At 64.2% G+C, this 26,600-nt stretch carries 21 protein-coding genes; 15 read left to right on the top strand and 6 right to left on the bottom strand.

Annotated features, from left to right (window positions below; genetic code table 11):
• Positions 1-6 precede the first annotated feature (6 nt).
• A complete protein-coding gene (locus QAZ47_RS11740) occupies positions 7-936 on the bottom strand; it encodes a rhodanese-related sulfurtransferase (protein ID WP_278233342.1) in 930 nt (309 codons plus the stop codon).
• A 149-nt stretch (positions 937-1,085) separates the two neighbouring features.
• On the opposite strand from QAZ47_RS11740, the gene QAZ47_RS11735 reads away from it, so the two are divergent.
• Positions 1,086-1,724, top strand: a complete 639-nt coding sequence (locus tag QAZ47_RS11735; RefSeq protein WP_278233341.1) for a 2-dehydro-3-deoxy-phosphogluconate aldolase — start codon at positions 1,086-1,088, stop codon at positions 1,722-1,724.
• A gap of 12 nt (positions 1,725-1,736) precedes the next feature.
• On the opposite strand, the gene QAZ47_RS11730 is transcribed toward QAZ47_RS11735, so the two are convergent.
• Positions 1,737-2,498 carry an SDR family oxidoreductase gene (locus QAZ47_RS11730; protein ID WP_278233340.1) on the bottom strand — a complete coding sequence of 254 codons (762 nt, stop codon included), beginning with the start codon at positions 2,496-2,498 and terminating at the stop codon, positions 1,737-1,739.
• A gap of 171 nt (positions 2,499-2,669) precedes the next feature.
• Here QAZ47_RS11730 and QAZ47_RS11725 point away from each other — a divergent pair, with 171 nt between their 5' ends.
• Positions 2,670-3,563, top strand: coding sequence for an AraC family transcriptional regulator (locus QAZ47_RS11725; protein WP_278233339.1), 894 nt, complete (start codon positions 2,670-2,672; stop codon positions 3,561-3,563).
• A 97-nt stretch (positions 3,564-3,660) separates the two neighbouring features.
• Here the strand turns inward: QAZ47_RS11725 and QAZ47_RS11720 are convergent, their stop codons facing one another.
• Together QAZ47_RS11720 and QAZ47_RS11715 are read right to left on the bottom strand one after the other, a co-directional pair.
• Positions 3,661-5,511, bottom strand: coding sequence for a DUF882 domain-containing protein (locus tag QAZ47_RS11720; protein ID WP_278233338.1), 1,851 nt, complete (start codon positions 5,509-5,511; stop codon positions 3,661-3,663).
• Positions 5,512-5,890: 379 nt separating this feature from the next.
• A complete protein-coding gene (locus QAZ47_RS11715) occupies positions 5,891-7,426 on the bottom strand; it encodes a sigma-54 dependent transcriptional regulator (RefSeq protein ID WP_278233337.1) in 1,536 nt (511 codons plus the stop codon).
• 160 nt (positions 7,427-7,586) lie between these two features.
• Between QAZ47_RS11715 and QAZ47_RS11710 the strand changes: the two genes are divergently transcribed.
• The 11 genes from QAZ47_RS11710 to QAZ47_RS11660 all read left to right on the top strand — a co-directional run bounded on the left by QAZ47_RS11710 (position 7,587) and on the right by QAZ47_RS11660 (position 21,159).
• Positions 7,587-9,425 (top strand): M3 family oligoendopeptidase, encoded by a 1,839-nt coding sequence (locus QAZ47_RS11710; protein WP_278233336.1) that lies wholly within the window; start codon positions 7,587-7,589, stop codon positions 9,423-9,425.
• A gap of 357 nt (positions 9,426-9,782) precedes the next feature.
• The gene (locus tag QAZ47_RS11705; protein WP_278233335.1) at positions 9,783-10,502 is read left to right on the top strand and encodes a proton-conducting membrane transporter; all 720 of its coding nucleotides are present in this window, start codon (positions 9,783-9,785) and stop codon (positions 10,500-10,502) included.
• 380 nt (positions 10,503-10,882) lie between these two features.
• Complete coding sequence (locus QAZ47_RS11700; RefSeq protein WP_278233334.1) at positions 10,883-12,028, top strand: aminodeoxychorismate synthase component I; 1,146 nt, start codon at positions 10,883-10,885, stop codon at positions 12,026-12,028.
• Entirely contained in the window at positions 11,977-12,639 is a 663-nt protein-coding gene (locus QAZ47_RS11695; protein WP_278233333.1) for an aminotransferase class IV family protein, read from the top strand. The genes QAZ47_RS11700 and QAZ47_RS11695 overlap by 52 nt, the downstream gene beginning before the upstream one ends.
• A 57-nt stretch (positions 12,640-12,696) precedes the next feature.
• Positions 12,697-13,635 carry a DUF3445 domain-containing protein gene (locus QAZ47_RS11690; protein ID WP_278233332.1) on the top strand — a complete coding sequence of 313 codons (939 nt, stop codon included), beginning with the start codon at positions 12,697-12,699 and terminating at the stop codon, positions 13,633-13,635.
• 135 nt (positions 13,636-13,770) lie between these two features.
• Positions 13,771-15,216 carry a homospermidine synthase gene (locus QAZ47_RS11685; RefSeq protein WP_278233331.1) on the top strand — a complete coding sequence of 482 codons (1,446 nt, stop codon included), beginning with the start codon at positions 13,771-13,773 and terminating at the stop codon, positions 15,214-15,216.
• A gap of 187 nt (positions 15,217-15,403) precedes the next feature.
• A complete protein-coding gene (locus tag QAZ47_RS11680) occupies positions 15,404-15,775 on the top strand; it encodes a hypothetical protein (RefSeq protein ID WP_278074542.1) in 372 nt (123 codons plus the stop codon).
• Positions 15,776-16,087: 312 nt separating this feature from the next.
• The gene (locus tag QAZ47_RS11675) at positions 16,088-18,133 is read left to right on the top strand and encodes a 5'-nucleotidase C-terminal domain-containing protein (RefSeq protein ID WP_278233330.1); all 2,046 of its coding nucleotides are present in this window, start codon (positions 16,088-16,090) and stop codon (positions 18,131-18,133) included.
• Between the two features lie 356 nt (positions 18,134-18,489).
• Positions 18,490-19,545, top strand: coding sequence for a ferrochelatase (gene hemH / locus QAZ47_RS11670; protein WP_278233329.1), 1,056 nt, complete (start codon positions 18,490-18,492; stop codon positions 19,543-19,545).
• A 135-nt stretch (positions 19,546-19,680) separates the two neighbouring features.
• Positions 19,681-20,631, top strand: coding sequence for an SPFH domain-containing protein (locus tag QAZ47_RS11665; RefSeq protein WP_278074545.1), 951 nt, complete (start codon positions 19,681-19,683; stop codon positions 20,629-20,631).
• A gap of 30 nt (positions 20,632-20,661) precedes the next feature.
• Positions 20,662-21,159 (top strand): NfeD family protein, encoded by a 498-nt coding sequence (locus tag QAZ47_RS11660; RefSeq protein ID WP_278233328.1) that lies wholly within the window; start codon positions 20,662-20,664, stop codon positions 21,157-21,159.
• A 58-nt stretch (positions 21,160-21,217) separates the two neighbouring features.
• Here QAZ47_RS11660 and QAZ47_RS11655 read toward each other — a convergent pair whose 3' ends face one another.
• Entirely contained in the window at positions 21,218-22,219 is a 1,002-nt protein-coding gene (locus QAZ47_RS11655) for a KpsF/GutQ family sugar-phosphate isomerase (RefSeq protein WP_278233327.1), read from the bottom strand.
• A 160-nt stretch (positions 22,220-22,379) separates the two neighbouring features.
• Here QAZ47_RS11655 and QAZ47_RS11650 point away from each other — a divergent pair, with 160 nt between their 5' ends.
• Entirely contained in the window at positions 22,380-24,173 is a 1,794-nt protein-coding gene (locus QAZ47_RS11650; protein ID WP_278233326.1) for an outer membrane beta-barrel protein, read from the top strand.
• Between the two features lie 24 nt (positions 24,174-24,197).
• Here the strand turns inward: QAZ47_RS11650 and galU are convergent, their stop codons facing one another.
• Complete coding sequence (gene galU / locus QAZ47_RS11645; protein ID WP_278074549.1) at positions 24,198-25,103, bottom strand: UTP--glucose-1-phosphate uridylyltransferase GalU; 906 nt, start codon at positions 25,101-25,103, stop codon at positions 24,198-24,200.
• A gap of 222 nt (positions 25,104-25,325) precedes the next feature.
• Between galU and QAZ47_RS11640 the strand changes: the two genes are divergently transcribed.
• Positions 25,326-26,546, top strand: a complete 1,221-nt coding sequence (locus QAZ47_RS11640; protein WP_278233325.1) for a lytic murein transglycosylase — start codon at positions 25,326-25,328, stop codon at positions 26,544-26,546.
• Positions 26,547-26,600: the final 54 nt, after the last annotated feature.

The following is a 26,600-nucleotide window of genomic DNA, read 5'->3' as shown; positions in this document are numbered from 1 at the left end:
CGCGCCCTAGCTTCCGATGTGGCGCCGGCCGCCGCGCGCTTGCGCCAGCCCCACCTGGCGGTGTCGCTCGGCGTAACGGGCACGATCCTCGTCCGAGCGCGCATCGAAGCAGTGCGGGCATGAAACGCCGACCGTGTATTTCGGCGACAGCCGGTCCTCGGCTGTCAGCGGATGCCGGCAGGCGCGGCAGAGCTCGGCATCGCCTTCGGCCAAACCATGCGAGACCGAAACCCGCTCGTCGAAGACGAAACACTCGCCCTGCCACAGGCTCTCTTCGGCCGGCACGTCCTCAAGGTATTTCAGGATGCCACCCTTGAGATGGAAGACGTTGCCGAAGCCCAGCGACTTAACATAGGCAGTCGCCTTCTCGCAGCGTATGCCGCCAGTGCAGAACATCGCCACCTTGCGGCCTTCGAGCTCGTCGCGGTGCTCTTGGACCCAGGCCGGAAATTCACGGAAGCTGGCGGTCTTCGGATCGACCGCGCCCCTGAAGGTGCCGATCGAGACTTCGTAGGCGTTGCGTGTGTCGATCACCACCGTATCGGCATCCGAGATCAGCGCATTCCAGTCTGCCGGCGCGACATAGGTGCCGGCGCTGGTCGCCGGATCGAGATCGTCGACGCCCATGGTGACGATCTCGCGCTTCAGCCGCACCTTCATGCGATGGAACGGCATATCGGCGGCGCTGCTGTATTTGATTTCCAGCCCGGCAAGCCCTTCGATCGCCTGGATATGATCGATCAGCGCGGCGATCGCCTCCTCGCTGCCGGCGACGGTGCCGTTGATGCCTTCATGCGCCAAAAGCAGCGTGCCCTTGATGCCGTGTCCGCGGCAGAAGGCGGCAAGCGGCGCGCGCAAGACCTCGAAGCCGTCGAGCCGGGCAAACTTGTAGAGCGCAGCGACGCGGACCGGCTGAATTTTTGTGCTCGTTGTCATGGCCATGCCACTAGACCGTGCTGAAAGCGGTTTCAAGGCAGAGGCACCGAGCGGCCCGCCGCGTGACATCGCGACACGCCCGCCTTCGTGGACTTCAAATAACCCTTCTGCTAATCGGTTGAAATCGATCGCAATGGAGAGACAAGCCAATGACCAGCAAGACCGAAAAGCTCCTGTCGCTCCTCAACGGCCAGCCGGTCATCCCGGTGCTCAAGATCGCCAACGTGGCCGACGCCGTGCCGCTTGCCCGCGCTCTGTCGCGCGGCGGCTTGAGGGCAATCGAGATCACGCTGCGCACCGCAGACGCGCTGGAGGCGATCCGCCGCGTCGCGGCCGAGGTCGAGGACGCCGTCGTCGGCGCCGGCACCATCCTCGATGCGAAACAATTCGATGAAGCAGCCGCCGCCGGTTCGAAATTCATCGTCAGTCCCGGCATCACCGGCCAGCTTCTGAACGCGGCGAAGGACAGCCCCGTGCCGCTGCTGCCGGGCGCCATCACGCCGGGCGAGATCATGGCCGCGCGCGAAGCCGGCCTGCGCTTCCTGAAATTCTTCCCGGCCGAGCAGTCGGGCGGCATCGCTTCGCTGAAGGCCTTCGCATCGCCGCTCGCAGACGTGAAGTTCTGCCCGACCGGCGGCATAACGGCCAAGAACGCCGCCGACTATCTCAGCCTGCCCAACGTCATCTGCGTCGGCGGCTCCTGGGTCGCGCCCGACGATCTCATCAAGGCCGGCAAGTGGGACGAGATCGAAGCGCTCGCGCGCGAGGCAAGCAAGCTCGCCAAATAGTTCGCCCCAAAATCACCAGGGCAGCGGGCCACTCTCGTCGAAATAGCCGCCGGTCGGCCCGCCCGCGTCGAGCGTCGCCAGGCGCACGACGATCTCGGCCGCCTGCTGCACCGTGCGGTGACCTTTGTGCCCGTTGAGGTCGGTCGCGGTGTAGCCGGGAGCGGCGGCATTGACCATGATGCCGCTCGGCGCAAGCTCCCTGGCGAAAGCGACCGTAATGGCATTGAGCGCCGTCTTCGAGCTGCCATAGCCCATGACGTTGGGTGACTGGCTTTCGCCAACTCCGCCACCAACCGCGCGCGCGATCGAACCGAGATAGCTGCTCAGCATGACGATGCGGGCGGCGGGTGCGCCCAGAAGCAGCGGCAGGAATGCCTGGGTGACGCGGATCGGACCGAAGACATTGACGTCATAGATGGCCTTCATGTCCGCGAGAGGTTCCTGGCTCGGCGGCCGCTCGTAGCGGCCGTCGGGGCCGAGCGCATCGACATATCCGGTGGCCACACCGGCATTGTTGACCAGCACGTCGAGACTGGATGTTCGCGCAGCGAAGGTCCTGACCGCGGCCCCCACGCTCTCGTCGCTGGTGACGTCGAGCTCGAGCGGCTCGACGTCGAAACCTTCGCTGCGCAATGCTTCGGCCGCGGCCTCGCCGCGCTTCGAATCCCGAGCGCCGAGCCAGACCTTGAACCCCAGCGCCGCCAGCCGCCGGGCGGTCTCGAGGCCGATTCCCTTGTTGGCGCCGGTCACCAGCGCATTCTTTCGTTTCGTCATGTCCAATGTCTCCTGTGCAGAGGCCTGGAAATGGCGCGAAACGGGGAACTTCGCGCGCCGAAATCTCTCTTGCTCTTGCCTAATCCTCTCAAGTGCGCGCTTGCGCGTCAGAGGTGCGCGCAAGCGCCTCACCTCGTTGCGCGGATGGTGCGGATCGGCAATGCTGAACCGATGAACGAAGCGCTGCAAGAACTGATCGCAATCGCCGGCCGCCACGCGCGTGGACGGCGAACGAGGACGGCCGTTCCTCGCGTCACGATCGGCCGCAGCGAAGCCCCGACGCCGCCGCTGCCAGAGCTTTGTCAGCCGACGGCCTTGGTCGTTCTGCAGGGCACGAAATCGGTGCTGATCGGCGATCGCACGCTTCGCTACGGCGCTGGCAGCTGTTTCGTCTACGCGGTCGAGACGCCCGCCACTAGCCAGTTGATCGAGGCGAGCGCCGCCCATCCTTACATGGCCATCGCCTTCAGCCTCGATATGGAAGTGATCGCCACATTGCTCATCGACCACAAGCCCGCGGCCGGTGGCGAAAGCTTCGCGACCTATCCCGCCGATGACGAGCTGCTCGACGCCTGGCGCCGGATGCTGCGGCTGCTCGACAGGCCGGACGAGATCCCCGTGCTCGCGTCCATGCTTGAGCGGGAGATAGCGTTTCGGCTGCTGCAAGGCCCGCAAGGCGCGAAACTGCGCCAGCTTGCGCGCGCCGACGGACGCCTGTCGCAGATCCGCCGCGCCACCCAATGGATACGCGCGCATTACAACGAGCCGATCGATGTGACGGAGCTGGCCGCGCTCGCCCATATGAGCAACGCCGCGTTCCACCGCCACTTCAAGGCAGCGACGGCCATGAGTCCGATCCAGTATCAGAAGCAGATCCGCCTGCTGGAGGCCCGCCACCTGCTGATCGCACAGCCGGGCAACGCAGCGCGTGTCGCCTTTGCCGTCGGTTACGAAAGCGCTTCTCAGTTCAGCCGTGAATATGCGCGCCAGTTCGGCCTGCCCCCGGCGCGCGACGCCGCGCGGCTTCTGGCAATGGGCGAGGCGCCTGCGCTGGAAGTTGACTGAACCGCCCCAGGCGGGAGACCGGCGGTCAGGGCAGGCAGCATAAAAAGCGAAAGCCGCGCTGGTGTCCAACGCGGCTTTGCTGTCCCGGCAGGGCTCGCTATTTCGTCTGGAAGCGGGCGACCGAAAGGAACTTCACCGCGTTGCCGGTGAACCGGCTGGCATCCGGCGTCTGGGGGTCTGTCTGGAAGCCAGCCGTGTAGACCTCGCTCGGTGGCGTATGAACGATGTTATAGGCATAGCGCGGCGCCGTCGTCGGATCGGAAACGGTGGCTATGTTCTCACCACTGCCCAGCGCCCAGCGCGCTGCCTGCGGCGGCGTCGCCACCACCATCGCCTTCGGCCCCGGCCGCAGGTCGTTGGCGGAAGGCTTGGCCTCCTTGTGCGTCGTCTTCACGCCGCCGCCGATCGCCTGCACCGGATCGGTGCCGGCCGGGCGGGCTGCGATGGCTTGACGCGGCGAAGCCGCATCGAGGCCCGACGGATCGTTGAACGCCGAGCGCGGCTCCGGCGCCGTCAGCGAAGCGACCTCATATTCGGCGCCGCTCGCGCCGGCCACGGTTGTTGCGCTGGCCTGTTCGAGCACAGCCTTGATCTCATCCGGCTTGCTTGTGTCGGGCCGTGCGGTCGGCAGCACCGAGAAGGCATCGGTCGCGCTCTTGTCCTGCGAGGCCGTTTCCGCCAGCGCCAGCAAGACGTTCTTGTCCTTGGTCGCCAATTCGGCCGGCGTCGAGCGGTCGGGACGCCAAGTCGGCAGCGGGATGTTGTTGACCGCCACCTGCGCGGGATCGGCCGCGGCCTGTGCCGCGCCGGCGGCGTCGGCCATGCCGAACGGCACATTGACCGGGGCATGCGCCGTTGCCACCGCCTGCTCGGTCGTGGCCGAGGCGTCCGCCACGGCGAACGGCATGTTTTCAGGCGTCTGCTGGCCGACATCGACCTTCGGCCGCGGCGCGAAAGCAGGGACCGGAATCTCCTTCGGCGGCAACGCGGCGATGATGGTTTCAGGCGTGTCCTGCTGCGGCTGCTGCGAATCGTCGGTGCTGTCATCCGCGATCTGCGGGATGTTGGCGCGCTTGGCGTCTCGCGGCGCGACGATCGCGATGCCCGGCAGGTTGCTGCTCTTGGCCGTCGCCACCTGCTTCACGGCCTTCGGCTGCGGCGCGGGCTCGGCGCTGGCGACATCGGCGCTGTCGTCAGCCTCGTCTTCGCCGCCTCCAAACCAGGCCGCAAACAATCCGCCGGAGCGCTTGGTCGAACCGCCTGCGCTGGCCAGTTCGATGTTGGGGGTGCCGGCGCCCCTGCGTGCCTTATAGGCGGCCAAGGCCTGTTCATAGCCCGGCAGCGGCCGGCCGTCGCTCGGCACATGCAGCGTCTTGCCGTTCGGGAACAGGCTGACCAGTTCCTGGCGGCTGATGCCCGGCCAGTGGCGGACATTGCCGACATCCATGTGGACGAACGGCGAGCCGGACCTCGGATAGTAGCCGACGCCGCCGCCTTGCATCTTGAGGCCGATATTGCGCAGCTTCTTCAGCGGCACGCCGGGAATGTAGAAATCCATCGCCTTGCCGAGCATGTGCTGGCTTTTTTCGGCGACGCCGCGGCTGCGGCTGCGTAGCATCGAGTTCGTGGCCGGAGAGCGATAACCGCAGACGACCTGGATATAGTCGGTCGCGCCGCTCTCGCGGTAAGCTTCCCACACCAGGTCGAGCAGCCGAGGATCCATCTTGGTCGGCTCGTTGCGGCGCCAGTCGCGCAGGATGATGTTGATCTTGCGCAGGCCTTCGGAATCGTAGCGGCCATTGCGCTTGTAGACGATCTCGGCCTTTTCGTGCGTATGCAGGTGATAGAGCTTAAGCGAACGGACTTCGGCCTTCGCTCCGGAGGCCGCTGCCGAGAGGAACCCGACGGCCAAAATCACAAACGTCAGCCACCTCGGCCAGACGCTCATGTGAAAATGCCGCCCGTTTGTGTGTCGTTCGACTTGGTTCAAATCAAAAGGCCTTGCAGGCTGCCGTTTGTCCCCGGATTTGCCCAAACGGATGCGTGGTTCTCACATCCGAATATCGATCCTAATGGTTAATCATCGCTTATTGAAGCCAAAATGCGGTAACACAGTGGCGATATCCCGTCAAAAATGATGCACTGTATTTCGTGGTAAATCGCTGGTTTAGATCGAGAATTTCGGCTTGAACCGAAACACGATCTGTTACCGTTCGCCTTAATGTGTGATCGACGGCGAGCAAGCTACTGAAAAACAGCGCCTTCCGATCAAAAAGCGACAATTTGACTCGGATCTTAGGAAGGCAAGCTGGATTGGCGCTTGCGTCTCATGACGCAAGCCGGTCGAGACGACCCGCTTCGGGGTCAATGCCATATTCCTTCAACTTGCGGTAGAGCGTGGAGCGTCCAATGCCGAGGCGGCGCGCCACCTCGCTCATCTGGCCGTTATAGTGGTCGATCGCAAGCTTGATCATCTCGAGCTCGACGTCGGCCAGCGCCCGTACATTGCCGCGCTCGTCCAATGCTCTCAACGTGCCGAAGCGGGGCTGCGGCCGCGCCGGGGCGTCGCTCTCGGAAAATGCAGCCCCTGCCCCGTTGGAAACGACGGCCGGCTGCGTCTCGGCCGCGACCGCGGCAGTGGCCAGTGCCGGTTCGGCTTCGAGCTTTACCGTGCCTTCGACCTGCGCGCGGATTTGCGGGAATTCCTCTTCGGTCAGCAATTCGCCTTCAGCGAGCACGGACGCCCTGAACACCGCATTTTCAAGCTGCCGGATGTTGCCCGGCCAGTCATAGGCCTGCAGCATTGCCAGCGCCTTGGCCGAAATGCCGGTGAGGCGATGGCGCGGATCGGCCGGCGCCACCTTTTCCATGAAATGCCTGACCAGATAGGGGATGTCGTCGCGCCGGTCGCGCAGCGGCGGCACGAAGATCGGATAGACGTTCAGCCGGTAGAACAGGTCCTCGCGGAACTTGCCGTCCTTGACCTGCTGGAGCAGGTTGCGATGCGTCGCCGAGATCAGCCTGATGTCGACCTTGACGGTCGTCCGGCCGCCGACCGGATCGACCTCGCCCTCCTGGACGGCGCGCAGAAGCTTGACCTGAACGTCGAGCGGCAGGTCGCCGATCTCGTCCAGGAACAGCGTGCCCGAATGCGCTTCGACGAATTTGCCGGTGTGCTTGTCGGTGGCGCCGGTGAAAGAGCCCTTCTCGTGCCCGAACAGGATCGATTCGACGAGATTGTCCGGGATGGCGCCGCAATTGACTGTGACGAAGGGTCTCGAGCGGCGGTCGCCGCTGCCCTGGATGGCGCGCGCCACCAGTTCCTTGCCAACGCCGGATTCGCCTTCGATGAGGATCGGGATGTTGGATGCCGCAGCCTTCTGACCGAGACGGATCACCCGGTCCATCGCCGGGCTGCGCGTGATCAAGTCCTTGAAAGTGAGATGGCCGCCGCGCCGCCGCGACGTGCGCTTCATCTCGTCCTCGACCGCCTCGACCTTCAAGGCATTGGAAATCGACGTCTGCAGCCGGTCGGGCGAAGCCGGCTTGACGACGAAATCGAAGGCGCCGTGGCGCATGGCCGAGACGACGGTTTCTATGCCGCCCTGCGCGGTCTGCACGATGACCGGAAGGTTGATGGCGCGTTCGCGCATCGCCTTCAGCACGCCGATGCCGTCGAGGCCGGGCATGACCAGGTCGAGGATGACGACCGACACATCGCGCGCGTTCGGTCCGTCGAGCACGTCGAGCCCCGCCTCGCCGCCCTCCGTGACGATGGCGCTGTGGCCGAATTTCGTCACCGCCGCCTCGAGCAGCCTGCGCTGCACGGGATCGTCATCGACTATGAGTATGGAACCTGTCATGACTGTGTTGGCTGCCCGGCCTTGAGAAATCCCCATGGATCATCTTGGCACAGGGTTCTAAATAAGGTTTCAAAAAACCCGGTGAACGAATTCCTTAGGATTTGACCGGCTTCTCCTTTCCCTTTGATTTTGGTCCCTTGATTCAAAGAAGGTATTGTTGATGCGCATGATGTTTGGTCGGCGGCTTGCGGCGCCAGCGTCCGGCCAAGGCGCGGCGGAGCTTGGCGATCTGCCGGAATGGAATCTCGCCGATCTCTATTCCGGTATGGAGGCGCCGGAGCTGAAGCGCGACATCGCTCGGGCGGCAAGCGACGCCATCGCCTTCGAAGGCCGCTGGAAGGGCACTTTGGCCGCCGAGGCCGAACGCGGCGCCGCCGGCCGGCTCGGCGAGGCACTGAAGACGTACGAGGCGCTGGAGGAACTGATCGGCCGCATCGTCTCCTATGCCGGGCTGGTCTATGCCGGCAACACCGCCGATCCGCAGCGCGCCAAGCTCTATGGCGACGTCCAGGAGAAGATGACCGATGCCAGCGCGCACCTGCTGTTCTTCGCGCTGGAGCTCAACCTGATCGACGACGCGGTGATCGAAAGCGCGCTTGCGGCCGACGCGGCCTTCGCCCACTACCGGCCCTGGGTGCTCGACCTGCGGAAGGACAAACCCTACCAGCTCGAGGACCGGGTCGAGCAGTTGTTCCATGAAAAGTCGGTCACCGGGCGCGGCGCTTGGAACCGCCTGTTCGACGAGACCATGACCGACCTGCGCTTCGATGTCGACGGCGAGGAGTTGACGCTGGAGCCGGCGCTGAACCGGTTGCAGGACTCCGATGGCGAAGTGCGCCGTCGCGCCTCCGAGGCGCTCGCCGCGACCTTCCGCAAGAACCTGCGGACCTTCACGCTCATCACCAACACTTTAGCCAAGGACAAGGAGATCTCCGACCGCTGGCGCGGCTTCGAGGACATCGCCGATTCACGCCATCTCGCCAACCGCGTCGAGCGCGGCGTGGTCGATGCGCTCGCGGCCGCCGTGCGCAATGCCTATCCGCGGCTTTCGCACCGCTACTATGCGATGAAGGCGCGCTGGCTCGGCATGGACGTGATGAACCACTGGGACCGCAACGCGCCGCTGCCCGAGACACCGCAAGCGGTGATCCGCTGGGACGACGCCAGGGACACCGTGCTGTCGGCCTACCAGCGCTTCTCGCCGGAGATGGCGGAAATCGCGCGGACCTTCTTCGACCGCAAGTGGATCGACGCGCCGGTCAGGCCTGGCAAGTCGCCCGGCGCCTTCGCCCATCCGACGGTGCCGTCGGCGCACCCTTACGTGCTGCTCAACTACATGGGCAAGCCGCGCGATGTGATGACGCTGGCGCATGAGCTCGGCCACGGCGTGCACCAGGTGCTGGCCGCCGGCCAGGGCGCGCTGATGGCCTCGACGCCGCTGACGCTGGCCGAGACCGCCTCCGTCTTCGGCGAGATGCTGACTTTCCGCTCGCTGCTCGACCAGACCGCCGACAAGCGCGAACGCAAGGCGATGCTCGCCCAGAAGGTCGAGGACATGATCAACACCGTCGTGCGCCAGATCGCCTTCTACGAGTTCGAGCGCAAGGTGCATGCCGAGCGCCGCAACGGCGAGCTGACCTCGGACAGGCTGGGCCAGTTCTGGCTGGAAGTTCAGGCCGAAAGCCTGGGGCCGGCAATCAGGCTGCGCGATGGCTACGAAGTCTTCTGGACCTACATCCCGCACTTCATCCACTCGCCCTTCTACGTCTATGCCTACGCCTTCGGCGACTGCCTGGTGAACTCGCTCTATGCCGTCTACCAGAATGCGGAGCGCGGCTTTCAGGAGAAGTATTTCGAGATGCTGCGCGCCGGCGGTACCAAGCATCACTCGGAGCTTCTGGCGCCCTTCGGCCTCGACGCCACCGATCCTGCCTTCTGGCAGATCGGCCTTGGCGTGATCAGCACGCTGATCGACGAGCTGGAAGTGCTCGACAAATGACGGGCGTTCGCCCGACGGCATAATCCATAGTATTTTAGCAAAAATTAATATTAGGAGCAGCTTATTCTTTTCTAAATGGCTGTTCTTCAATAACTCCGCCGCATTTTTCAATTAGTTTTCAGCGAGCCATATGATAGCGTCCCGCCTCAAGCTCAGCCGGACGCATCGCCAAGGCCAGAGACGGCCCCTCGCGGCGCTTCGGCGAATGCGATGATGGCCGTCGGCCGTGGGCGGAGGAGAGCCAAGCGCCGACAGCTCTATTGAAGCGGCTGTTCCGCCGAACGCGGAACGAGTGACGATCGTCGCGGCAAGCTCGCCATTTCGGGCCGCGGCCGACAGATCGGACTGGAGAGGGAAATGAGCACTTTCTTCTACATGCTCCTGGCGTTCGTTGTGGGTGTCCTGGTTGGCTGGTTCATCTGGGGCCGCCTGCGCGGCGAGTTCGACAGTCTGCGCGGCGATCTCGATCGCGCAAGGAGCGAGCGCGACCGGTTTCGCGCCGACACGGACCGCCTGAGCGGCGAGCTCGACACCTGTGTCCGCGCCCGCGCCGATCTCGAGCGCCAGCTGCGCGGGACACCCGCCACAGCCGGCGCCGACAAGGCCGCCGCGCCCGCGCCGACGGCGCTGATGTCGTCGACACCGGCCGCGGCCAAATCGCCGCCCGCGAAATCGTCCGCGGCAAAATCGGCCTCGACCAAGAGCGTGCCGGCCAAGAAACCGGCGGCGGCCAAGACGGCGACCGCGCCGAAGGCAAGCGCGGCGCCAAGGAAAGCCGCACCGGCTCCGAAGAAAGCCGCCGCACCGACGGCGCCCAACGGCAAGGCGGACAATCTGCGCCGCCTGATCGGCATTGGTCCGGTCAACGAAAAGCTGCTCAAGGATCAGGGCGTCACCACCTACGCCCAGATCGCCGCGTGGACCGAGGCCGACGTGAAGCGCGTCGAGGAGGTTCTCAATTTCGATGGTCGCATCGAGCGCGAGAAATGGATCGAGCAGGCGAAATTGCTGGCCGCGGGTGACGAGGCCGAATTCGCCCGTCGCTTCCCGACGGCAGGCACCGCCAGCAACACCTGAACATCTCGCCGGCATCGCAAATGCCGGAGGTTGGCCGGAGACGTCCATCGCGTCGTCATCCTATGGCGTAGCGAGGAGCGAAGCGGCGCAGCGCAGACCATAGGATCCTTTCCGTTACCTGCAAGCGCTGCTGCGGTGCAGAAAAGCCTTCATTCTGCACCGCCTTTACCCTTCGCGCGAGGTCACGGCATGGATCCTCGGGTCTCCGCGTCCGCTTCGCTTCCGCTCCGCCCGTGGATGACGAAGTTCTGGTGTCTCCGCCAATCCTTGCAAAATCAGTTACTGAAAACGCCTTTGCGCCGCCCGACGCCGTTCCCTCGATTGCACCCCGCCCAGCCCCCATATAGAGCGGTCGACTGAATGGATCGTATCCGAGGCTTATGTCCCTGCCTTCCGCAATCTTCCGCAATGACGAGGTCGGCCGCCAGCTCGTCTTCGACAGGCCGCTCGAGATCATCATCGCGCGAACCGCGGCCGAATTCGCGCCGGCACTCGAAGCAGCGCAGGCCGCCTCCGACGCCGGCAAATGGCTGGCCGGCTATTTCTCCTACGAGGCCGGCTACCTGCTCGAGCCGAAGCTGGTGCCGCTGCTGCCGGAGGGCCGCCGCGCGCCGCTGATCTGTCTCGGCGTCTTCGACGCGCCGCTCGAACAGGCCGTGCCGAAAAGCAACGTGGTGGCGACCAACGGCCCGATTTTCGACGCCAGGGCGGGATGGTCCGCCGAGGACTATGCCCTCCGCTTCGCTCGCCTCCACGACCATATCCGCAAGGGTGATTGCTACCAGGGCAACCTGACGTTCCCGGTCCATGCGCAATGGTCCGGCGATCCGCTCGCCGCCTTCGAGGCGCTGACCGGGCGCCAGCCGGTGAAATACGGCGCGCTGGTCTCGCTCGGCGATCCGATCGTGTTGTCGCGCTCGCCGGAGCTCTTCTTCGAGATCGATGACGAGGGCATGATCGAGACGCACCCGATGAAGGGCACGGCGCCGCGCGGCGCGACCAGGGCCGAGGATGAGCGGCTGAAAGCGTTCCTGCGCAACGACGAGAAGAACCAGGCCGAGAACCGGATGATCGTCGACCTGCTGCGCAACGACATCTCGCTGATCAGCGAGGTCGGCACGCTGCAGGTGCCGGAGCTGTTCCGCATCGAGACCTATCCGACCGTCCACCAGATGGTGAGCCGGGTACGCGCAAGATTGCTGCCGGATGTCGGCATTCGACAGATCTTCGCCGCGCTCTTTCCCTGCGGCTCGATCACCGGCGCGCCAAAAATCCGCGCCATGGAGATATTGCACGACCTGGAAGGCGTGCCGCGCGACGTCTATTGCGGTGCCATCGGCTGGGTCGCGCCGGGCGGCACGATGCGGTTCTCGGTGGCGATCCGCACCATCTCCCTCTTTGCCGATGGCGAGGCCGTCTACAATGTCGGCGGCGGCGTCGTCTTCGATTCGACCGCCGACGAGGAGTATCGGGAGTGTCTTCTGAAAGCGCGCTTCGCGACGGGAACCGTGCCGACTTCGAACTGATCGAGACCATGCGCTGGGAGCCTGGCTCGGGCTTCCTGCGCTTCGAGCGGCATCTTGCGCGGCTTTACGCTTCGGCGGCGGAGCTTGGCTTTGCCTGCCACCCGCAACGGGTCGGCAAGGCGCTGACGGGTGCGGTCGGCGGGCAGCAGATCGTACTGCGCACCCGCCTTGTCCTGCAGCGCAATGGCGAGGCGACGGCATCGGCACAGCCTTACGAACCGCTCGCTGCGGACAAGGTCTGGCGGCTGCAGCTGGCGAGGGTCCGACTCGATTCCGGCAACACGCTGCTGCACCACAAGACCAGCCTGCGACAGGTCTACACGCACGCACGTGCCGAATATCTCGTCACGCAAGCCGACGAGGTGCTGCTCGCCAACGAGCGCGGCGAGCTCTGCGAAGGCACGATCACCAATGTCTTCGCCGACTTCGGTGACGGCGTGCTCGCGACGCCTCGGCTCGACTGCGGCCTGCTTCCTGGAGTATTGCGCGGCGAGCTTCTGGACGAAGGCCGCGCCGCGGAAGCGATCTACACCTTTGATGATCTGAAGTCCGCGAAGGCGATCTTCGTCGGCAATTCGCTGCGCGGGCTGATCCCGGCGCAACTCGCCTGACACTGGAGCCGCCAGTCCTTTTCTTTTGAGAGAAGCCATTTTCTGTTTGAAGCAAGCATGACCACCCACACGCTCCCGACCCACACGCCCTATGACGGCTCCTCGAAACTGTTCACCATCGGCCTGAGGCCGCTCGAGCTCGACCGCTGGATCGAGGTCGATGAATTCCTCTTGCCCTATCTCGCCGAAAAGCGGCGGCTTTACACGGAGATCCCGGAAAAGGTCTTTGTCGAGCAAGGCGATACGCGCGACGCACAGCACGAGGTGCTCGACCTCCTCGTCGCCCATCTGCGAGAAAAACACCCGGGGACTCACCACGGCACAGGCTCCGCCATCGAGGGGTTCGGCCCCGACGGAGCGATCGGCAAGCTCTCTCCCGGACTGCGCAAAGCGCCGCTCGTCCAGGCATCCTTGCTGGTGCAGGAGGATTTGATCCTGATGCGGCGGGGCGACGACGGCTGGCGGCTCGCCGCCGGATCGCTCTGCTTTCCTTCGTCCTGGTCGCTCCGGGAAAAATTCGGCAAGCCGCTGCAGCAGATCCATGCGCCCGTGCCGGGCTTCGGCCCGGGCACGCGGCCCGCCGATTTGATAAACCGCATGTTCGACGGCCTGCAGGGCCAGGCGGTCGAACGTTTCAACTGGTCGATCCAGGCGGGCGAGGCGCTCTATCATCCGCTTTCCAACGGGGAGCGCATCGACCGCGCCACCAACCGGCCTACCCGCTTCCCCGACGGCGACATCAACGCCCACGCCTTCATCCGCGTCGAGCGGCAGACGCTGCGCAAGCTGCCGGTCTCGCGCGACATCCTCTTCACCATCCGTATCCATCTCGACCCGCTGGCGGTGCTCGACCGGCACCCTGACAGGGCGACGCTGGCGGCCTCTTTCGCCGAACAGCTCAACGCCCTCGACCAGGCGCAGCTCGATTACAAGGGCCTCACCGCCGACCGCGACCGGCTGGTCGCCTACCTCGACGGCATGGCCAAGGCCGCTTAACCACGTCGCCATGCGGGCTTAGCCGGCGATTGGCGGTTTTCGCTGGTTTGTGACAATGATCTGTGATTGTAGCGCTTGACCGCAGGGGCGAAGAGTGCCCGGTTTTTGTGCGTGTTTGAAGGAGTGTGCGAAAAAATGGCGAATGAAAACTGGCCCGTTTACGGTGAAATCACCGGCCCTGTCGTGATGATCGGCTTCGGCTCGATCGGACGGGGAACGCTGCCGCTGATCGAACGCCATTTCAAGTTCGACAAGTCGCGCATGGTGGTCATCGACCCGCTCGACGCCGATCGCAAGCTGCTCGACGAGCGCGGCATCACCTTCATGCAGGACGCAATCACCAAGAAGAACTACAAGAAGCTGCTGACCCCGCTTCTCACCCATGGCGGCGGCCAGGGCATGTGCGTCAACCTGTCGGTGGATACCTCTTCGCTGGAACTGATGAAGCTCTGCCGCAAGCTCGGCGTGCTCTACATCGACACCGTGGTCGAGCCATGGCTCGGCTTCTATTTTGATGAAACGGCCGACAACGCCTCGCGCACCAACTATGCGCTGCGCGAGAGCGTGCGCCAGGAAAAGGAAAAGGCCCCGGGAGGCACCACCGCGATCTCCTGCTGCGGCGCCAATCCCGGCATGGTCTCGTGGTTCGTCAAGCAGGCGCTCGTCAACCTCGCCACCGATCTCGGGCTCGAGTTCGTGGTGCCGGCGGAGCATGACCGCGAGGGTTGGGCGAAGCTGATGAAGAAGGCCGGCGTCAAGGGCATCCACATCGCCGAGCGCGACACCCAGCGCACCAAGAAGCCGAAGCCGATGGACGTGTTCTGGAACACCTGGTCGGTCGAGGGCTTCATCTCGGAAGGCCTGCAGCCGGCCGAACTCGGCTGGGGCACGCATGAAACCTGGATGCCGAAGAACGGCAAGAAGCACAGGCATGGCTCGCAGGCGGCGATCTATCTGGAGCAGCCCGGCGCCAACACGCGCGTGCGCAGCTGGTGCCCGACGCCCGGCCCGCAATACGGCTTCCTGGTGACGCACAACGAGGCGATTTCGATAGCCGATTTCTTCACCGTCCGCGGCAAGAAGGGCAAGGTGAACTACCGCCCGACCTGCCATTATGCCTACCATCCCTGCAATGACGCGGTTCTGTCGCTGCACGAGATGTTCGGCGCCGCCGGCAAGGCGCAGCCTGTCCATCATGTGCTGGACGAGAACGAGCTGGTCGACGGCGTCGACGAGCTCGGCGTGCTGCTCTACGGCCACGACAAGAACGCCTACTGGTACGGCTCGCAGCTGTCCTTGGCCGAGGCCCGCAAGCTGGCGCCGTACCAGAACGCCACCGGCTTGCAGGTCACGTCGGCGGTGCTGGCCGGCATGGTCTGGGCGCTTGAAAATCCGATGGCCGGCATCGTCGAGGCCGACGAGATGGATTTCAGGCGCTGCCTGGAGGTGCAGATGCCCTATCTCGGGCCGGTCAGGGGCTATTACACCGACTGGACCCCGCTCGATAATCGTCCCGGCCTTTTCCCCGAGGACATGGACAAGGAAGACCCGTGGCAGTTCCGCAACATCCTGGTGCGATAGCAGCCAGACTTACCGCCGTCTCCACCTTGCAATCGCCCGGAAATCGGGCGATTGAGAAGGTGCGGCCTAGAGCGACGTGCATCCAGTCGGACGCACAAAGTACGCTCTAGCACTTTGGATGCACGCATCGTGCTTTCCGAAAATCGGGTCGATTTTCGGGCCGGTGCGAGAGGAGAGGGTTTTTCAGATGACCATTGCGCGCAAATTGCTTTCGGCAGGCGCCGCGGCAAGCCTTCTGGCCGCTGCCGCCTGCACCACCACCGGACCTTCCGAACCGATCGCGGCCGCCCCCAAGGGCGTCGAGGGCAACTGGATCGACGCCAAGGGCACCGGCCTGTCGACCTTCACCGCCGGCAGCTTCACCACCGTGGCGACCGACACCGGCCAGAAGTTATCTGAGGGCAGCTACACCATGACCGGCCCGACCTCGGTCGAGATCCACGGCACCTCGCTGATCCGCCAGACGCCGGTCAGCTTCAACTGCCTGATGGTCTCCACCAGCCAGCTCAATTGTACCAGCGCCAGCGGCCAGAATTTCGTGCTGACGCGCCGCGCCTGAGCGTAGGGCAATTCCAGGAAAAGTATGTAACGGTTGGGTTCGGCGACTTCGCCGTAGCCTCCGTCCGGAATGCGTAAAAACAACGAGATAGAGCGGTTCGGCGTTTCCGTGAAACGGAGAAACGCTCCATGGAGACATCGATCTTGTCGAGGTCGGCGGCGTGAGCCACCGTTCTTTTTGTGCCGGCAAAGCTCTTCCCGATTTCCGCTTGCATCGGCCAAAACGCGATGTGAACATGACCCGAAGCTGACTGTTATTTCCAGTCAAGCGAGGGCATTAAGCACTACAGGTCAGCTTATCCGGGAGACGAAGATGAAGAAGATTGCCGCCGTTCTAGCTCTGTCTGCCTCGACGCTTGGCATGTCGGCCGGAGCATCCTTTGCCGACTACACGCTGAACATCCTGCATTTCAACGACTGGCACAGCCGCATCGAAGGCAACAACAAATACGAGTCGACCTGTTCTGCCGAAGAGGAAACCAAAGGCGAGTGCATTGGCGGCGCCGGCCGGCTGGTCACCGCGATCGCGCAGGAGCGCAAGAAGCTCGAGGGGCAGAACGTGTTGCTGCTCAATGCAGGCGACAGCTTCCAGGGATCGCTGTTCTACATCACCTACAAGGGTGCCGCGGAGGAGGAATTTCTCAATCAGATAAAGCCCGACGCTGTGACGCTCGGCAATCATGAATTCGACGACGGCGAGAGCGCGCTGGTGCCTTACCTCGACAAGGCGAAGTTCCCGATCGTCAGCGCCAACGTCGTGCCCAACGACAAATCCGGCGCGGCGGGCAAGATCAAGCCATCGATGGTCGTCGAGGTCGGCGGCCAGAAGATCGGCATTGTCGGCGCCGTCACCAACGACACGCCGGAGCTTGCCTCGCCAGGTCAGAACATTGCCATCGCTGACGACGTCAAGTCGATCACGGCCGAGGTCGAGAAACTGAAGGCGCAGGGCATCAACAAGATCATCGCGGTGACCCATATCGGCTACAACCGCGAGCGCGACGTGATCGCCAAGATCCCGGGCGTCGACGTGGTGGTCGGCGGCCACAGCCACACGCTGCTGTCCAACACCGACCCCAAGGCGGCGGGCCCCTATCCGACGATGGTCGACAACCCCGACGGCTACAAGGTGCCGGTGGTGCAGGCGGCGTCCTATTCGAAATATCTCGGCGAGTTCAAGGTCGTGTTCGACGACAATGGCGTCGTCAAGGAAGCGAGCGGCGACCCGATCTTCCTCGACAAGTCGATCACACCCGATCCAGCCGTTCTTGCCCGCATCAAGGAGCTTGGCGCACCGATCGAGGCGCTGAAGAACAAGGAGGTCGCCGAGACCACCAAGCCGATCGACGGCAGCCGCGAGAATTGCCGCGCCCGCGAATGCGAAATGGGCAATCTCGTCTCTGACGCCGTCCTCGATCGCGTCAAGGGCCAGGGCGTCGAGATCGTCATCTCGAACGGCGGCGGCCTGCGCGCCTCGATCGACCAGGGCACCGTGACCATGGGCGAGGTGCTGACCGTCCTCCCGTTCCAGAACACGCTGGCGACGTTCAAGATCTCCGGCAAGGATCTGGTCGCAGGGCTGGAAAGCGGCCTCAGCCAGATCGAGGACGGTGCCGGCCGCTTCCCGCAGGTGGCCGGGCTGAAATACTCCTTCGACAAGTCGGTCGCGCCCAATGCCGGCCGCGTCAAATCGGTCGAGGTGATGGAGAACGGCGCCTGGGCGCCGATCAACCCGGACAAGCAGTATCTCGTCGCCACCAACAACTACGTCCGCCAGGGCGGCGACGGCTACAAGGTCTTCGCCGAGAAGGCCACGGACGCCTATGACTACGGCCCGGGCCTGGAGCAGGTGGTGGCCGATTATCTCGGCGCGCACCGGCCCTACACGCCGAAACTCGACGGCCGCATCACCGAGGTCGGAGCGACGGTAGCGGCAGCAGAGCCGGCAAAGCCTGCCGAGACGACGGCGCCGGCCGCCGAACCCGCGAAGCCGGCCGAGACAGCGCCGGCGACCGCCGAGCCTGCAATGCCGGACTTGCCGTCCAATTCCGGCGACATCGCCGGCACGCCGCCGACCGTTTCGGCCGAGACAGTGCCGGCGGCGCCGGCCGCCGAACCGGCGAAGCCTGCTGAGACGACCGCGCCAGCCCCTGCCGAGGCCAAGCCTGCCCAGGCTAGCGCCGCGACCAGCCCAGAAACCAGCCACGTGATCGCCGCCGGCGACACCTACTGGGATTTGGCCAAGAAAAATTATGGCGACGGCGCCAAATGGAAGCTGATCTCCGAGGCCAACAAGGACTACAGGCCGCGCCGTCTGCCGCTCGGCGCGACGCTGACCATCCCGCCGGCCGCAAAGTAAGCCCTCGGGCATCCATGGCACCCGCCCAGGAAACCGGGCGGGTGTTCCGTTTTCAGGCTGGAACGCGATGGAGCATGATCCCGAAAAGTTGCAGACTTTTCGGAGAAGATCATGCTTAAAAACAGAATCGTAGAGCGAGACGGCAATTCAATGAATAGGCATCTCGCTCTACGGTGCGGCCAGACGCAGCATTGAAAACCGGCGCGGCGTCGCTAGTTTCGCGGGCGCTCAACGCAATTCCAGGAGAGTTTGCACGGTTTTTCGTCTGGAATTGCGTAAAAACAAACAGCTGGAGCAGTTCAGCGTTTCCGTGAAAACGCTGAACTGCCCCAACCTTCGGTGCCCGGAGACGGTTGATGACGCTTGCCAGCCCTGCCGATGCGAAAGCCGCCGATCCGGCGCTGGCGGGCGCCGCGCCGGCGAAATCGGGCAAGATCGGCATCATGCTGATCAATCTAGGCACGCCGGATGGCACCGAATTCAAGCCGATGTGGCGCTATCTCAGGGAATTCCTCTCCGATCCGCGCGTCATCGAGCTCAACAAGGCGATCTGGTATCCGATCCTCTACGGGCTGGTTCTCACCACCCGGCCGAAAAAGTCGGGCGCCAATTACGCCAGGATCTGGAACACCGAAAAGAACGAATCGCCGCTGCGCACCTTCACCCGCTCGCAGGCCGAGAAGCTTAGCGGCGCGCTTGGTGACCTGCCGAACGTCGTGGTCGACTGGGCGATGCGTTATGGCAATCCCTCGACGGCGGACGTCGCCCGACGGCTGGTCGAGCAAGGCTGCGAGCGCATCCTCACCTTTCCGATCTATCCGCAATATTCGGCGACGACGACGGCAACCGCCAATGACCAGCTGTTCCGCGCGCTGATGAGGATCAGGCATGCGCCGGCGATCCGCAGCATGCCGCCCTATTATGACGAGCCGGTCTATATCGAGGCGCTCGCCCGTTCGATCGAGAAGCATCTGGCGACGCTCGACTTCGTGCCGGAGGTGGTCATCACCTCCTACCATGGCATCCCGAAGCCCTATTCCGACAAGGGCGATCCCTATCGCGCGCATTGTCTGGAGACGACCCGGTTGCTGCGGGCGAGGCTCGGCTGGGACGAGAAGAAGCTCATCACCACCTTCCAGTCGCGCTTCGGCGCGCAGGAGTGGCTGCAGCCCTACACCGACGTCACCGTCGAGAAACTGGCGAAGGACGGCGTCAAGTCGATCGCTGTCGTCAATCCCGGCTTTTCCGTCGACTGCATCGAGACGTTGGACGAGATCGGCCGCGAGGCGGCCGAGACCTTCCACCATGCCGGCGGCAAGGACTTCACTCATATCCCCTGCCTCAACGACAGCACCGAGGGCATGGCGGTGATCGAAGCGCTGGTGCGGCGCGAGCTGTCCGGCTGGGTGTGACGGTCTTCACCGACAGACCTTGAAACCGGTGTGCAAAAGCTCCGCTAACCAATATTCATGATCACCTGATTGTAACGTTACGGAAACACACTTAAGTGATTTCGTGAGGTCGCCGCCTTTTGAGGGAGAAACGAAATGGGCTTCAGCGGTTTCGATATTGCAATCATTGTTCTTGTCCTTCTCGTCGTCATCCTTCTTTTCAAGGGCATCAAGACGGTGCCGCAAGGTTACAACTACACGGTGGAGCGTTTCGGGCGGTACACCAAGACGCTGACGCCCGGCCTCAACATCATCAACCCGATCTTCGAGCGCGTCGGCGCCAAGATGAACATGATGGAGCAGGTGCTCGATGTCCCGACGCAGGAGATCATCACCCGCGACAACGCCATCGTCGGCGTCGATGGCGTCGCCTTCTACCAGGTGCTGAACGCCGCGCAGGCCGCTTACCAGGTGGCCGGGCTGCAGAACGCCATCCTCAACCTCACCATGACCAACATCCGCACCGTCATGGGTTCGATGGACCTCGACGAACTGCTGTCCAATCGCGACGCCATCAACGAGCGCCTGCTGCGTGTCGTCGACGAGGCGGCGCATCCGTGGGGCATCAAGATCACCCGCGTCGAGATCAAGGACATCAACCCGCCGGCCAATCTGGTGGAGTCGATGGGTCGCCAGATGATGGCCGAGCGCGACAAGCGCGCCCAGATCCTCGCGGCCGAAGGCTTGAAGCAGTCGCAGATCCTCGAGGCCGAGGGCCGCAGGGAAGCCGCCTTCCGCGACGCCGAGGCGCGCGAGCGCTCGGCCGAGGCCGAGGCCAAGGCGACGCAGGTGGTGTCGGAAGCCATCGCCAAGGGCGACGTGCAGGCCATCAACTACTTCGTCGCGCAGAAATACACCGAGGCGCTGGCCAAGATCGGCTCGTCCAGCAACAACAAGATCGTGCTGATGCCGTTCGAAGCCTCGTCGCTGATCGGTTCTCTGGGCGGCATCGGCGAGATCGCCCGCGAGGTCTTCAAGGGTGACGGCGCTTCCGGCACGCAGCGGCAGGTCTCGCGCCCGCCGGTCGTGCGGCCAAGCGACAACTGATGTGACGCTGTCTGGTTGGAGAGAACGTCAATGATCGACCGCATCGTTTCGGAGCTCGGCCCCTGGAACTGGATGGTTCTCGGCTTCGTGCTCCTGGTGATGGAAATCGTGGCGCCTGGCGTGTTCATGCTCTGGATCGGCCTCGCGGCGCTGATCGTCGGCGCGATCTCGCTGCTCATCGGCTATGCCGCCATCTGGCCGTGGCAGGCCGAATTGAACGGCGCCATTTGGACGTGGCAGGTTCAGGTTCTGGCCTTCCTCGTCCTGTCCGTGATCTCGGCCTTCGTCGGCAAGAGGCTGACGGCAGCGCGCGCCGGCGAGGTCGATCAGCCGCTGCTCAACCGTCGCGGCGCGCAGATGGTCGGCCGCACGGCAACGCTGGCCGAACCGATCCAGAACGGCCGCGGCCGCATCAGGCTGGGAGACACGCTGTGGCGCGTCTCCGGCCCGGACCTGCCGGCGGGCGCGCAAGTGCGCGTTACAGGCGCGGCGGATACCGACCTGGAGCTGACCGTCGAAGCTGTCTGACCAAAAAGCGCAGAAAGCCGCCATTTGCAGGCCGGCCTCGCTCGAATATCGATGCATCCTAAGCGGCGCCGATGCGCAGAAGATCGTGGAAGTGAACCACGCCCACCGGCATGTTGTTCTTGATCACAACCAACGCGCCGATATTGTGCTCGTTGAGCATCGCGATCGCCGTGCCCGCAAGCGTCTGAGGATCGATCGTCTTGGGGGTGCGGGTCATGACCTCGTCGACGGTGACGTTGGCCAGATTGCGATGCAGGTTGCGCGCGACGTCGCCGTCGGTGACGATCCCGACCAGTTTGCCGTTCGTATCGACGATGCAGACGCAACCGACTTTCTTCTGTGACAGCGTCATCACCGCTTCCGGCATCTTGGTGCCGAGAAGGGCAAGCGGAACCTGATCGCCGGTCCTCATGATCTCTGACACCAAGGTCAGATTGGCGCCAAGCTGCCCGCCCGGATGCAAGGTCCGGAAGTGATCCGGCGTGAAGCCGCGCGCCTCGAGCAGCGCAATCGCCAGCGCATCGCCCATGACCAGTTGGAGAAGCGTCGATGTCGTCGGCGCCAGCCCGTGCGGGCAGGCCTCGGGCACGACCGGCAGGAGCAGCATCACGTCCGCGGCCCGTGCCAGCGCCGAAGTCTCGCCGGAGGTGATGGCGATCAGCGGGATCGAAAAGCGCCTGGAATAGGCGACGATGCCCATCAGTTCCTTGCTTTCGCCGGACCAGGACATGGCGATGATGGCGTCATCCTTGGCGATCATGCCGAGATCGCCATGATTGGCCTCGGCCGGATGGACGAAGAAGGCAGGCGTGCCGGTCGAAGCGAGCGTGGCGGCGATCTTGGAGCCGATATGGCCGCTCTTGCCGACACCGGTGACGATGACGCGGCCTTCGATCCGCGAGATGATGTCCACCGCGGCCCCGAACGGCTCGGCCAAGCCATCGCCGAGCGCAGCGGCAAGCGCCGCGACGCCAGTCTGCTCCGTCGCCACCGTTCTCAGCGCCGATTCGATCGCAGCCTGCCTGTCCGGCTGCTTCCTTCCTGGGGACCCCGCATGCATGGCAGAAGCCATTAGCGCCATGTCGCCCGCCTGTCCAACGGAATTCCCGTCCCGCGTGCGTCGGGGGCGGTGGAACCGGCCCGTTTCAACCCTCCGTTAACCATCCGCATTTACGGTCCGGTAAGTATGGCGCGCCTGCGCCGCGCAAGCAGTGGTGACGATGTCGGGGCCCCAGCCTGAAACGAGAAGAGGTCGAAAGGGCATAGCCGTCAGCACGCTGCTGGTGGCGGCGAGCGTACTTGCCTTGCTGCGCCCGGCGCCGGTCTTCGCGCAGGAAACCGAGCTGCGCGGCGAGGTCTCGGAATCGGCGATTCTGGCCGACCAGCAGCGCAAAGCGAGACAGTTGCGCGCGCAGGGATCGCCGGATCAGGCGGCTCCGGCAGCTCAGACGGCCGAGGACCAGACACCTGCTAACCCATATGAGCCGGCAAGCCCGGGCGCGGTGCCCGACGACGACCAGACAGCGGGCGCGACGGGGAGCATCTTCGACCAGCCGCAGGCGATCGACGACCCTTTCGCCGACAATTTGACCGCGGCCCGGCCGCGCCGGCCTTCGACCGCCAGGCAGCGCGCAGCCGATGCCGGCACGAAAGGCGACACCAAGGCCGCCGACAAGAAAAAGGTGAAAAAGAAACCCGGCAAGGCCAACGACAGCACGGCCAAGACCACCGCTGCCGACGACCGGGCCGACACCGCGGCCACCGAGGATGTCGACACGAACCGCCGCGCCCTCACCATCGACAGCGTCGACCGGCAGAAGCTCGATCCCGGCGCTGAGCGCACCGGATCGATCGAAGGCCAGAAGGTGAAACCGGAGGATGATCCCTTCGCCGCCCCCGGCATCAAGCTCGGAACCTTTGTCTTCCGGCCGACGCTGGAGCAAGGCTTCACCGCGACGTCCAATGCCGACGGCAGCAGCGGCGGCAGGTCGGCGGTGCTGTCCGAGACGGCGCTGCGTTTCTCCGCCACCTCGGACTGGCGCGAGAACTCGGCCGTCATCGACGGCTACGGCATCTTCCGCAACACGCTTTCGGGCCAGAAGATCAATGACGCGCAGGGCCGGATCGAGGGCCAACTCAATGTCGACCTCGACAACGAGCTGCGCGCCATCGCCAAGCTCGGCTATGAAGCGGTGCCGGAATCGGCATCTTCGCCCGATGCGATTGCCGGTGTCACCTCGCAGCCGCTGCGGCAGACCGTAGACGGCAGCCTCGGCATCGAGAAGGACGTCGGCAAGATGCGCTACACGCTGACCGGCGCGGTCACGCACGACTTCTACGGCGACGCCAAACTCTCGGACGGCACCGTCCTGTCGCAGAAGGATCGCGACTCCACGCTCTATTCGGCGACCTTGCGCACCGGCTATCAGGTCTCGCCGGCCCTCACGCCCTTCGTCGAGGCGGAGGCCGGCCGGCGGATCTATGATCTGCGCCTCGACAGCAACGGTTTCGAGCGCTCCTCGACGCGGCTCGGCGCCCGCGCCGGCCTCGAGCTCGACATGGATGACAAGCTGTCCGGCGAATTTTCCGTCGGATGGCTGCGCGAAGCCATCGATGATGACCGCTTGCCGGCCAATGCCGGCCCATACGTCAATGCCGATCTCAAATGGTCGCCCGAGCGCGGCACCATTATCGGCCTCACCGGAAGGACCACCGTCGAGAGCACGACCGCGGCAAACGAGAGCGGCGATGTCCTCTACTCGAGCCGCCTTACCGGCGAGCGGCAGGTCCGCGCCAACCTGACGGCGAATTCGTCGCTTGGCCTCGACTGGCGCGATTACACCGGCTCCGACGGCCATGACCTGATCTTGAGCGCCGAGGCGGGCATGACTTGGTGGCTGAACCGCTATGCAGGCCTCACCACACGGGTGAGGACGGAAAAGCTGACCAGCAACCTGCCCGGTCGCGACTACGTCGCCAACAGCGTCTATCTCGGCCTGAAGGTGCAGCGCTGAAGGCTGTGCGGCTGAGGGTGTAGCCTAAAACGCCGCGCCGCGCCGCTCCGCCGGCCGCACTTCATCCAGCAGGGTGCGGATGACGCCGGCCATGCTCTCGTTCATATCGTTGCGCCAGAGCGCGAAGGCGACGTTGGCCTCGACGAAGCCTTCCGGCGAGCCGCAGTCGAAGGTGCGTCCCTTGTAATGATAGCCGTAGAAGGGCTGCTGCTTCTCCAGCTTCAGCATCGCATCCGTCAGCTGGATCTCGTTGCCTGCGCCGCGCTCCTGGCTTTCGAGGATGCCGAAGATCTCCGGCTGCAGGATGTAGCGCCCGTTGATGAAGAGATTGGAGGGCGCGGTGCCCGGCTTCGGCTTCTCCACCATGCCGGTGATGCGGAAGCCGTGATGAGTGTCCTCGCCACGGCCGACGATGCCGTATTTGTGCGCCTCGGCCGGATCGCATTCCTGCACCGCGATGATGTTGTTGCCGGTCTCGGCGTAAAGCTCGACCATGTCCTTCATGCAGCTTTTCTCCGACTGCATGATCATGTCCGGCAACAGCAGCGCGAACGGTTCGTTGCCGACAAGCTCGCGCGCGCACCAGACGGCATGGCCAAGCCCCATCGGCACTTGCTGGCGCGTGAAGCTGGTCTGGCCGGGTGCCGGCTGCAGGCGTTGCAGGCGCGCGAGCTGGTCGTCCTTGCCGCGCTGGGCCAGCGTGTCGTAGAGCTCGAACTGGACGTCGAAGTGATCCTCGATGACCGCCTTGTTGCGCCCGGTCACGAAGATGAAATGCTCGATACCGGCCTCGCGCGCCTCGTCGACCACATACTGGATGACCGGCCGGTCGACGACGGTCAGCATCTCCTTCGGAATGGCTTTGGTGGCCGGAAGGAACCGTGTGCCGAGGCCGGCGACCGGGAAAACTGCCTTGCGAACTCGCTTCATGCTCGACCCCATCCGTTTTGAGCCCATTATCCGCTCGGCGAGGTGCTCCGCAATCCCCCCTGACATTTTCGCGCCGGAATGTTGAACTACCGAACGCCGAGTTGAACGTGCTGGCATAAAGCCGCGATCGCTCTTTTCGTACTCGGCGGCACCTATGGTAAACTAAATACTAACCCGGTTCGGCGTTGAATGATCCTTCCTGATTTGACGAAGGAGGAAAAGATGTCCGTTCGCAACACCGCAAGGCGCCTGACGGCAATGGTGACGGCCGCCGGCCTGACGCTTGCCTTGCTGATGCCTGCCGGACCCGCTTTCGCCGATGCGGGGTTCCGCCAGTGGGTCGCGGGCTTCCGCGCCGCTGCGGTTTCGGGCGGCGTTTCGGGTGCTGTCTATGACCAGGCCATGAGGGGCATCGAGCCCGACCCGGTCGTGCTGGAAAAGGCCCGCACCCAGCCGGAGTTCACCGCTCCCGCCTGGGATTATTTCGACAACCGCGTGCATGACCAGTCGGTGGCCAACGGTCAGGCAATGGCGCGCAAATGGAAGCCGTGGCTGGATCGCATCGAGGCGCGGTTCGGTGTCGACCGCAACATCCTTCTCGCCATCTGGTCGATGGAATCGAACTATGGCGAGACCCTCAAGCGCGACGACATCATGCGCAATGTCATCCGCTCGCTGGCGACCCTTGCCTATGGCGACCCGAAGCGGTCGAAATATGCCCGCACCCAGTTGATCGCCGCGCTGAAGATCCTGCAGACCGGCGACATCGACGAAAGCCATCTGATGGGTTCCTGGGCCGGCGCGATGGGCCAGACCCAGTTCATCCCGACCAGCTACCAGCGCTACGCGGTCGACATGGACGGCAACGGCCGGCGCGACATCTGGAACTCGATCCCCGACGCGCTGGCGACCTCCGCCAATCTCTTGAAGAAGAACGGCTGGCAGGCCGGCAAGACCTGGGGCTATGAGGTCACCATTCCGCCCGGCAAGCTGCCCGCCGGATCGAAGACGCTGGCGCAATGGCAGGCGCTCGGCGTCGTCAGGGCCAATGGCAAGCCGTTCCGGAACCTGACGGACAAGGCGACTTTGAAGGTGCCGGACGGCAGGGGCGGACCGTCCTTCCTGATGATCAGGAATTTTTCGGTCATCAAGGCCTACAACAATGCCGACAAATACGCTTTGGCCGTCGGCCTTCTCGCCGACGAGATCGCCGGCGGCACAGGCCTTGTGCAGGACTGGCAGCGGCCCTTCACCAAGCTCACCTTCGAGCAACGCCAGGAGTTGCAGAAGCGGCTTTCCGAGCACGGCTATTATGACGGCAAGTTCGACGGCAAGATCGGCGACGGATCGAAGGCCGCCATCATGGCTTACCAGGCAAAGGTCGGCTTGACACAGGATGGCTATCCGAGCTTGGAAGTGCTGAAATGGCTCCGCAAGCAGTAGAGCCGCCCGTGGCGTCAAGCATCCTTTGAGATACCGCAAGGGATGCTGCAGCGC

The organism is Mesorhizobium sp. WSM4904, assembly GCF_029674545.1.
GTDB lineage: Bacteria > Pseudomonadota > Alphaproteobacteria > Rhizobiales > Rhizobiaceae > Mesorhizobium.
This window is presented reverse-complemented; position numbering and strand designations above follow the sequence as displayed.

Bases quoted from the DNA above. Each gene is read 5' to 3' on its own strand.
- QAZ47_RS11740 (WP_278233342.1), bottom strand. From the start codon at position 936: ATGACAACGAGCACAAAAATTCAGCCGGTCCGCGTCGCTGCGCTCTAC.
- QAZ47_RS11735 (WP_278233341.1), top strand. From the start codon at position 1,086: ATGACCAGCAAGACCGAAAAGCTCCTGTCGCTCCTCAACGGCCAGCCG.
- QAZ47_RS11730 (WP_278233340.1), bottom strand. From the start codon at position 2,498: ATGACGAAACGAAAGAATGCGCTGGTGACCGGCGCCAACAAGGGAATC.
- QAZ47_RS11725 (WP_278233339.1), top strand. From the start codon at position 2,670: ATGAACGAAGCGCTGCAAGAACTGATCGCAATCGCCGGCCGCCACGCG.
- QAZ47_RS11720 (WP_278233338.1), bottom strand. From the start codon at position 5,511: ATGAGCGTCTGGCCGAGGTGGCTGACGTTTGTGATTTTGGCCGTCGGG.
- QAZ47_RS11715 (WP_278233337.1), bottom strand. From the start codon at position 7,426: ATGACAGGTTCCATACTCATAGTCGATGACGATCCCGTGCAGCGCAGG.
- QAZ47_RS11710 (WP_278233336.1), top strand. From the start codon at position 7,587: ATGCGCATGATGTTTGGTCGGCGGCTTGCGGCGCCAGCGTCCGGCCAA.
- QAZ47_RS11705 (WP_278233335.1), top strand. From the start codon at position 9,783: ATGAGCACTTTCTTCTACATGCTCCTGGCGTTCGTTGTGGGTGTCCTG.
- QAZ47_RS11700 (WP_278233334.1), top strand. From the start codon at position 10,883: ATGTCCCTGCCTTCCGCAATCTTCCGCAATGACGAGGTCGGCCGCCAG.
- QAZ47_RS11690 (WP_278233332.1), top strand. From the start codon at position 12,697: ATGACCACCCACACGCTCCCGACCCACACGCCCTATGACGGCTCCTCG.
- QAZ47_RS11685 (WP_278233331.1), top strand. From the start codon at position 13,771: ATGGCGAATGAAAACTGGCCCGTTTACGGTGAAATCACCGGCCCTGTC.
- QAZ47_RS11680 (WP_278074542.1), top strand. From the start codon at position 15,404: ATGACCATTGCGCGCAAATTGCTTTCGGCAGGCGCCGCGGCAAGCCTT.
- QAZ47_RS11675 (WP_278233330.1), top strand. From the start codon at position 16,088: ATGAAGAAGATTGCCGCCGTTCTAGCTCTGTCTGCCTCGACGCTTGGC.
- hemH (WP_278233329.1), top strand. From the start codon at position 18,490: ATGACGCTTGCCAGCCCTGCCGATGCGAAAGCCGCCGATCCGGCGCTG.
- QAZ47_RS11665 (WP_278074545.1), top strand. From the start codon at position 19,681: ATGGGCTTCAGCGGTTTCGATATTGCAATCATTGTTCTTGTCCTTCTC.
- QAZ47_RS11660 (WP_278233328.1), top strand. From the start codon at position 20,662: ATGATCGACCGCATCGTTTCGGAGCTCGGCCCCTGGAACTGGATGGTT.
- QAZ47_RS11655 (WP_278233327.1), bottom strand. From the start codon at position 22,219: ATGCATGCGGGGTCCCCAGGAAGGAAGCAGCCGGACAGGCAGGCTGCG.
- QAZ47_RS11650 (WP_278233326.1), top strand. From the start codon at position 22,380: ATGTCGGGGCCCCAGCCTGAAACGAGAAGAGGTCGAAAGGGCATAGCC.
- galU (WP_278074549.1), bottom strand. From the start codon at position 25,103: ATGAAGCGAGTTCGCAAGGCAGTTTTCCCGGTCGCCGGCCTCGGCACA.
- QAZ47_RS11640 (WP_278233325.1), top strand. From the start codon at position 25,326: ATGTCCGTTCGCAACACCGCAAGGCGCCTGACGGCAATGGTGACGGCC.